General features: G+C 46.2%; 6 protein-coding genes. 1 reads left to right on the forward strand and 5 read right to left on the reverse strand.

Annotated elements, in window-relative coordinates; genetic code table 11:
* Nucleotides 1-232: 232 nt before the first annotated feature.
* Entirely contained in the window at nucleotides 233-490 is a 258-nt protein-coding gene (locus AB6C75_RS16960) for a hypothetical protein (RefSeq protein ID WP_016788617.1), read from the forward strand.
* 108 nt (nucleotides 491-598) lie between these two features.
* Here AB6C75_RS16960 and AB6C75_RS16965 read toward each other — a convergent pair whose 3' ends face one another.
* From AB6C75_RS16965 to AB6C75_RS16985, 5 genes are all read right to left on the reverse strand, one after another.
* On the reverse strand, nucleotides 599-1,177 hold the full coding sequence (locus tag AB6C75_RS16965; protein ID WP_372108330.1) for a copper-binding protein: 579 nt from the start codon (nucleotides 1,175-1,177) through the stop codon (nucleotides 599-601).
* Between the two features lie 103 nt (nucleotides 1,178-1,280).
* Nucleotides 1,281-4,424, reverse strand: coding sequence for an efflux RND transporter permease subunit (locus AB6C75_RS16970; RefSeq protein ID WP_372108332.1), 3,144 nt, complete (start codon nucleotides 4,422-4,424; stop codon nucleotides 1,281-1,283).
* Nucleotides 4,421-5,908 carry an efflux RND transporter periplasmic adaptor subunit gene (locus AB6C75_RS16975; protein ID WP_372108334.1) on the reverse strand — a complete coding sequence of 496 codons (1,488 nt, stop codon included), beginning with the start codon at nucleotides 5,906-5,908 and terminating at the stop codon, nucleotides 4,421-4,423. The genes AB6C75_RS16970 and AB6C75_RS16975 overlap by 4 nt, the downstream gene beginning before the upstream one ends.
* 11 nt (nucleotides 5,909-5,919) lie before the next feature.
* The gene (locus AB6C75_RS16980; RefSeq protein ID WP_372108340.1) at nucleotides 5,920-7,362 is read right to left on the reverse strand and encodes a TolC family protein; all 1,443 of its coding nucleotides are present in this window, start codon (nucleotides 7,360-7,362) and stop codon (nucleotides 5,920-5,922) included.
* Between the two features lie 99 nt (nucleotides 7,363-7,461).
* The gene (locus tag AB6C75_RS16985) at nucleotides 7,462-7,926 is read right to left on the reverse strand and encodes a hypothetical protein (protein ID WP_102495050.1); all 465 of its coding nucleotides are present in this window, start codon (nucleotides 7,924-7,926) and stop codon (nucleotides 7,462-7,464) included.
* Nucleotides 7,927-8,105: the final 179 nt, after the last annotated feature.

Raw genomic sequence — 8,105 nt, forward strand, 5'->3', positions numbered from 1 at the left:
CAAACCTATGCGAGTCACCCCAGCAGAGCTGGGGGTTTATCAATGTTTAATTAAGCAGCTAGCGCTATTAACTCCTTAAATCGCTTCGAATTTCTTAAACCTTTCCCATCACATATTGCAGTCTAGCTTTTAACGATTTTCAAAATTGTTCCAATTTAATAATCTTGGTCAATGTCCGAAAAAACAGTTGTGTTAATGTGCGCGCATTAGCAACAACCAAAAATAATTAAAAATGTTTAAAAGCAATGAGTTAACAATAAACATCGAAGCAATCAATGTCGCACTGTCAAAAGTCGAAAATGCGAACAAAATTCAGCTTAATACGTTGAAAGGTTATGTGAGCAGCGAACCAGAACAGGCCGTGCTTGCGTTTCGTTCTTTGAATGAAGTGGAATCGATCGACGACAAGCTTAAGAAGATCATGTCAGAGCTACCACACCTCAGTGGCGAAGCTCACCACCTACTAGAAACATCGATCCTATTACAGTAGTGGCCAAGAAAGATAAGTCTCAACTAGCGTGATGAACTAAGACTTATCTTTTAGCTTTCTGTTTTTAGTACTTTTCTAGCCGCTATTTCTAGCTCTATTAGATAATGCCTAAAGCGTTAACGACTTCACCATACCCGCTTCAGCGTGACCAGGAATATTGCACGCGAACTCTACGTTATTATCACCGTGGAAATGCCAAAGCATTTGCTTCGCTTTGCCCGGCTTAACTGTAACTGTAACTGTACTACCCGAGTCATGAGCGTGATTACCCATATTTTTCATCATTTCACGGTGCTCTAGCTGCTCTGAGGCAGAACCAATCGAGAATTCGTGATCAATCTTGCCCGTGTTCATCACAACGAACTGCACCACGTCGTTCGGCTCAATATCAACCTTGTTCTTAAATGTAATTTTCATATCGTCACTTAGCAGAACATGAACCACTTTATCCGGCTTTGCGCCTGTCGCAGGCATACCCACTTCAGACATGCCTTCCATATTCATCATCTTCGAATGGTCCATCTTTCCATCCTTCATCATGCTGTGATCCATTTTTGAATGATTCATCTCTCCACTCTTCATCATCGAGTGATCCATATTTGAGTGGTCCATATTCGAATGGTCCATTTCAGCAAAAGCCGTTGCAGTAGTTAACATCAGTGCAATCGCAATAAGTGTCTTTTTCATGATCGTTCCTTAGCTTAATTCTGTTTTTTTGTTAGTTTCACATGTTCATGTGGTGCGCCCTTACTCACTCTTTTTTGGCAAGTAAGGGCTAATAATCAATAAGTTATTTGTTTGTCTCGTTTTGGTTATGCGTAATCTCACGCTGTTTCCAGAGCTTAAAGATTGCAGGCAACACCAGTAGGGTAAGCAACAGTGCAGACGCCATTCCGCCTATCATCGGCGCAGCAATTCGCTGCATCACTTCAGAGCCCGTTCCCTCGCCATACATAATTGGAATGAGGCCAATGATCACGGTAAGTACTGTCATCATCACAGGGCGAACACGCAGTCCTGCTCCCTCACGAATCGCATCCGTTAAGTCTTCACTCTGAAGTGCTTGCTGGTTCTGCTCCGCATCCAATTTTTTGTAGTGCCATGCTTGGTTTAGGTAGACCAACATGATCACACCTATCTCAACAGCTACCCCGGCAAGGGCGATAAAGCCCACACCCACCGCAATGGAGAAGTTGTAATTGAGGACATGCATCAGCCATAGGCCACCAACCATTGCGAGTGGCAATGTCAGCATAATCATCATCACCTCACCGACACGGCGGAAGCTTAAGTAGAGCAACAACATGATGATGGCGATGGTGATTGGCACAACGACACTTAAACGTTCTTTGGCGCGCTCCATGTATTCGTATTGACCAGACCACGCCAGTGAATAACCCGCAGGTAAGACGATTTGATCTGTAACGACTTTTTGCGCCTCTGCCACATAAGAACCAAGGTCGCGCCCTTCGATGTCAACGAACACCCAGCCATTAGGACGCGCGTTCTCCGTCTTAATCATTGGTGGCCCATCTTCATAGCGAATATCCGCGACATCAGACAAAGCAATTCGCGCTCCATTTGGTGTCACTAACGGCAGGTTCTGCAACTTAACGACAGAATCACGATAGCTTTGTGGATAACGAACATTGATTGGATAACGCTCTAGCCCCTCAACGGTTTCGCCCACGTTCATGCCACCAACCGCAGTCGAAATAACCTGTTGCACTTCTTTAATGCTCAAGCCATATCGCGCAGCAGAACGACGTTTGATGTCTATCGTCACATAACGACCACCCGCAACACGCTCAGCGTAGACAGAGGCCGTGCCACTGACACCATTCAAGATAGGTTCAAGTTGAGAGCCAATATCCTCAATCACGCTCAGATCTGGGCCTGCGATTTTGATACCAATTGGCGTTTTAAGACCCGTCGCCAACATGTCGATACGCGTTTTGATTGGCATGACCCAAGCGTTGGTCAAACCGGGGAATTGAATCAGATCATCAAACTCTTTTCGTAGCGACCCAGTAGTGACACCGTCACGCCACTCATCTCGCGGTTTAAGCTGAATCACGGTTTCAATCATGGTTAACGGTGCAGGATCGGTTGCTGTCTCTGCTCGACCAATTTTGCCCCACGTGATTTCGACTTCTGGAATGGTTTTGATGAGCTTGTTGGTTTGTTGCAACAACTCACGAGCCTTACCTATTGAGATGCCCGGATACGTGGTTGGCATGTACATCAAATCCCCTTCGTCCAAAGGAGGGATGAATTCACTACCAAGCTTACTGGTTGGGTAATAAGCAGACGCCATTAAGCCAAGTGCGATAACAATCATCACCTTTGGATATTTTAGGCTGAGATTTAGAAGCGGCTTGTACATCGCCACTAGGCTGCGGTTTACTGGGTTTTTGTGTTCAGGTAGCACGTTGCCACGAATGAAGTAACCCATTAGCACAGGCACAAGCGTGATAGCCAAACCCGCCGCTGCCGCCATCGCATACGTCTTGGTAAACGCAAGTGGCGAGAACATTTTGCCCTCTTGCCCTTCTAGCGCGAACACAGGCACAAAACTCAAGGTAATGATAATCAGAGAGAAGAACAGCGGTGCGCCGACTTCTTCTGCTGCCTTACCAATCACCTGCCAACGGTTTTTGTCAGTGAGCGGAGTCCGTTCAATGTGTTTATGAACGTTCTCGATCATCACGATGGCACCATCCACCATGGCGCCAATCGCAATCGCTATACCGCCAAGAGACATGATATTGGCGTTAATACCCTGCCAATGCATCACAATGAATGCACCCAAGATACCAACGGGCAGGCTTAGTGCGATAACCAGTGATGAGCGGATATGGAACAAGAACAGCGCACACACCACGGCGACCATGATGAACTCTTCAGCCAGCTTCTTCCATAGGTTTTCAACGGCTGAATCAATCAAAGTAGAACGGTCATAAGTCGCGACAATCTCGACACCATCAGGTAAGCCAGCTTGCAGTTCAGCGAGTTTGGATTTCACCGAGTCGATCACTTCACTGGCATTTTCACCAAAGCGCATCACAATAACGCCGCCAACCGCTTCACCCTCACCATTGAGTTCAGAGATACCACGACGCATTTGCGGGCCAAGGTTAATGTCAGCAATGTCGCCCAGTAACAGCGGAGTACCTTTGTCAGTCACTTTTAGCGGCAGAGATTGAATGTCTTCGATGCTTGTCAGGTAACCGGTGGTACGAACCATATGCTCGGCTTCCGCAATCTCAACAACAGACGCTCCTGTTTCTTGATTACCATCTTGGATTGCCTTGTTAACTTGCTGAAGTGTTAGGTCATAAGCACGTAACTTGGCAGGATCAATCTGTACTTGATACTGCTTCACCATGCCGCCAACGGTCGCCACTTCAGACACGCCTTCTACGGTTTGCAGTTCATACTTCAAGAACCAATCTTGCAAACTGCGAAGTTCCGCTAAGTCATGCTGACCGGTTTTATCTTGCAACACGTAGCTGTAAACCCAGCCCACACCGGTTGCATCGGGTCCTAGTGTTGGCTTGGCACTCGATGGCAAGTTAGGTGCAACTTGGCTTAAGTACTCCAGCACTCGTGAACGTGCCCAGTACATATCAGTATCGTCATTGAAGATGATATAGACATAGGAATCACCAAAGAACGAGTAGCCACGAACCGTTTCAGCACCCGGTACAGCTAACATGGCAGTGGTCAATGGATAAGTCACCTGATCCTCAACCACTTGTGGCGCTTGTCCCGGATAACTGGTTTTGATGATCACCTGAACATCAGACAGATCAGGAATGGCATCGACCGGTGTATTTTTAACGCTGTATAAGCCGCCAAATACGATGGCTACAGTGGCAACCAGCACTAAGAAGCGGTTGCTAATAGACCAGCGAATGATTGCATTGATCATAGTTCGCCCTCACCCGCTTCTAAAGATTTGAGCACATAATCAGAACCCTGCTTCGCCACTAGAAACCGAATAGTTTGACCCTCGGCAAACTCAGATAAATCAAGGTCATCACTGGCTTGGAAATTCATTTCACCCGCTTTCCAATTCCACTCAGGGACTGGCTGATGGTTAATCGTCACCATGCGACTGCCTTGCATAACATCGGAAATTTCACCGTTTGCCCATACGGTTTCAGCTTCTTCTTCAACACCATTGAAGCGTGACAGATCAGCAGATTGGCTCGATTCAGAATCCAACATGAAGTGCGCAGAAGTGACAATGTTCTCGCCTTGCTCTAGCCCTTGAAGCACCTCTATTTTTTCGCCAGCTTCACGACCAACCTCAATACGAGCAGAACGATACTTGCCAGAACCTTCTGACATTACCACTCGAGTCATACCACCGGAGTGAATCACCGAAGATCTTGGGATAGTAAGAACGGCTTCATCACTGATGGGTTTCAACGCAATATTGGCGAACATATTTGGCTTAAGCTCGCCATTTGGATTGGAGAACTTCAAACGAACGCGCAAGGTTCGAGTTTTTGGGTCAAGGATTGGGTAAACGTAATCGACATTACCCAACCACTCTTTGCCGGGAATGGCATCTAGCGTCATCACTGCATTGCTGCCTGACGAGATCCAGTGCGCTTGACGCTCAAACACCTCAGCATCAACCCATACTTCACCTAATGGACCTGCACTGATCACCGCTTGTGCAGGTGAAAGATAACCACCTTCTCGGATATTCAAACTTGCGATGACACCATCGGCTGGCGCTTTGACTTCAATGGTTTGTGAGGCTTTGCCTTTGCGCGTAATAGAGCGGATTTGAGTCTTATCAACACCCAAAGTAATTAAGCGTTCAGTCGAGCCCTTGATCAAACCTTTACGACCCGTTTTATAAGCACTGATCAACTCTTCTTGTGCTTTAACAAGCTCTGGAGAATAGAGTGTGAAAAGCACATCACCTTTGTTTACCTTCTCACCCACTGCGTTGATGTAGAGCTTCTCAACCCAACCAGCTGCTCTTACGTTGGTTTGCCACAGTGTACTTTCATCGAACGCCACATAACCCACGGTTTCAATCCGAGGAGATAGCGCTTCGAACTTAACTTTCGCTGTTTTGACACCCAGATTATTTTCTACCGACGAATCAATGAACACGGTACCGGGCTCATCTTTAACACCACTTGAGTCATCCGCGTAAACAGGGATTAAATCCATCCCCATAGGTGACTGACCCGGCTTGTCTCGCTGATAATTTGGGTCCATCGGAGCCACCCAATACAGAGGTTCATCCTTGGCCTGTTTACTTACATCTGCCCCTGTACTCGTTGCCATTGCTGACATGTCATGTGCTGGATTAATTAGAAAATGGTTCACACCAAAACCCAATGCACCACCGACCAATAAAGCGATTGTTGCTACTTTTACTGTATTCATTGTCTATTCCCTTATTGATTGGCTGTGTGTTTAGTTGCGCTTGAGCTGAGTTGTGGTTGGTTTACTTGGTATTCAAAGCCACTGACTAACGCCGCCAGTTTGCTGTTAACGATGTTGAGATCGGTGATCAAACGTTGTTTCTCTAACTTAAGCGCCAGCTCATCGGTCGTTGCTGAAATGACATCGTTAAACTGGGCGGTATTGTTTTGATAGCCCCTCTCAACCGCGCTGATTCGGGCTGCGGTTTGAGGAAGCAAGGACGTTTGATAGCGATCTAATCGCTGGATCAGATTTGATCTGTCCACCAGCAATGCGTTCACTTGCGCGTTCATTTGGGAAAGTAAGGTGTCTTTTTGAGATTTGGCCGCACCAACTTGATACTGAGCAGCCGATAAGTTTTTATCTTGTCGGTTCCCTGTAAACAGCGGGATGTCGACAGTCAGATAAGCACTTACCAGATCAGAAGCTGGTTCACCCGCCATGTTATTGGCTTGACGGTGTGCATACATCACTTCCACCCCAAACTGCGGGGTATAAGCTTGCTCGGCTAACTCAACCTGAGTTTGATTGGAGGAAATACTGACATCGGAGATCTTAACCAAAGGATGGTCAGTCAGTAGCTGATAGTGCTTGGTTGAATCGATATTGGTCGCTAATTTGCTTTCCAGCAACGACCAATCAATTTGGTTAGTTGCATTCAGTGTGCCCTGAGAATCAAGAACCTGAGAGCCTAACCAATCAGATCCCAACCACTCAGAAAGCTGAGAGATTAAGCGGCGCTGAACCTGCTGGTTTGCCTGAAGTTTCTCATCAAGCTTGCTCACTTGAAGCTGAGCATTAAGCAGATCTTGCGCTTCACTTTTACCAATTGAGTAATTGGTTTGTACATAGTTTTCAAGCTCAACCAACAAGCGACGATTTTGACGTATCACCGACTCAGCCTTTTGTTGATAACCTAACTCAAGCCAAAGCTGCGTCATGCTATTTGCAACCGTCAATTCTCTTGCTTGTACCTGCAAAGCTAAAGCATCTGCCTGTTGGCCTGCCTTTTTCTGTTGGAGGTTAAGCGTATCGCCACGCTCAAACTGCTGCATCAGCCCTACCGATATATTAGTCATCGGGTCTTCGTCGAATTGAAAGCTATCGACAGGCAAACCGCCAAATCCAACTTTCAATTTCGGGTCCATTAAGGTCGCGCTGGCAATGCCCGTTTCTCGCATCGCTTGAGACTGAGCAAAGTACTGTTTGCGATTTCCATCTTCGCTTAAAGCAATCTCAATCAGTGTATTGAGTTGCTGCGTCGAGCTTGCTTGGTCATGTGCTGAAATGTGTTGAGCATTTGAAGCTGACGCCGTGGTAGCCGCGAGCGTAGCACTTGAAAACAAGGCCATAGGCAAGGCAGCAGCAACCACTAAGCTCGTGTTCATGACAAACACAGAGGTTGTTGGTTTCATATTCACAATGAATGTCCATATCTAGCGCTAATTAGCGCATAAAAAAGAATGGCTTATCAGGTTTATCTAACTGATAGAGCTGTATTTTTAGATATAGATTTATGCGGAAGGTGGGCGTAGCAAAGATTGAGCGCGTGCGACTTTCTGGCCAATCGTGACCGATTGAAAACGAGCTAATGAAAAGAAAAGTTGATCAACGGCTTGAACAGCCTGAATTGGATAGGGACTTGCAGAACACATTGAGGCACAGCAATCGGCACTCGAACAATGGTTACCCATCATCGGACTGCCGTCTTCGCTCATTGAAGACATATCGAATTGAGCCATCAAAGCATGAGCACTCATGTTAGAGTCTTCAGGGTGTACTTCTTCACTCATCACATGACACCCTGCCATTGAATCATTAACCGAAGTATCGCTGTGGTAACAAGCCGACTTGCTCGACCCCATTTCCATCATCATTACTTCAGTCATCAAGGCTGAGGAGCTTGAGGCATAGCTAGACATCAACATCGCAATGATGCTGAAAACAATAATCCAAGTTTTTCGGAATGTGTTTGTCATAGCTTACCTTTGAATTTACAACGCAACTATAAACGTTCCCCTTAGGGTAAGGTCAATGCCATTGTGCCGATATTTGCCTGACCGTTGAAAAAGTATTCATCCTCTCTTTCATCAAAATGAGATAATTCTTCGACTTTGCAGTTTTTTCTTTAAAAATTATCCAATTAGCTAGCGAAACC

Origin of the sequence: Vibrio sp. 10N.237.312.B06, from assembly GCF_041464685.1 — a bacterium.
Classification (GTDB): Bacteria; Pseudomonadota; Gammaproteobacteria; order Enterobacterales; family Vibrionaceae; genus Vibrio; species Vibrio tasmaniensis_A.

Coding starts and splice junctions, on each gene's coding strand:
- AB6C75_RS16960 (WP_016788617.1), top strand. CDS start 233: ATGTTTAAAAGCAATGAGTTAACAATAAACATCGAAGCAATCAATGTC.
- AB6C75_RS16965 (WP_372108330.1), bottom strand. CDS start 1,177: ATGAAAAAGACACTTATTGCGATTGCACTGATGTTAACTACTGCAACG.
- AB6C75_RS16970 (WP_372108332.1), bottom strand. CDS start 4,424: ATGATCAATGCAATCATTCGCTGGTCTATTAGCAACCGCTTCTTAGTG.
- AB6C75_RS16975 (WP_372108334.1), bottom strand. CDS start 5,908: ATGAATACAGTAAAAGTAGCAACAATCGCTTTATTGGTCGGTGGTGCA.
- AB6C75_RS16980 (WP_372108340.1), bottom strand. CDS start 7,362: ATGAAACCAACAACCTCTGTGTTTGTCATGAACACGAGCTTAGTGGTT.
- AB6C75_RS16985 (WP_102495050.1), bottom strand. CDS start 7,926: ATGACAAACACATTCCGAAAAACTTGGATTATTGTTTTCAGCATCATT.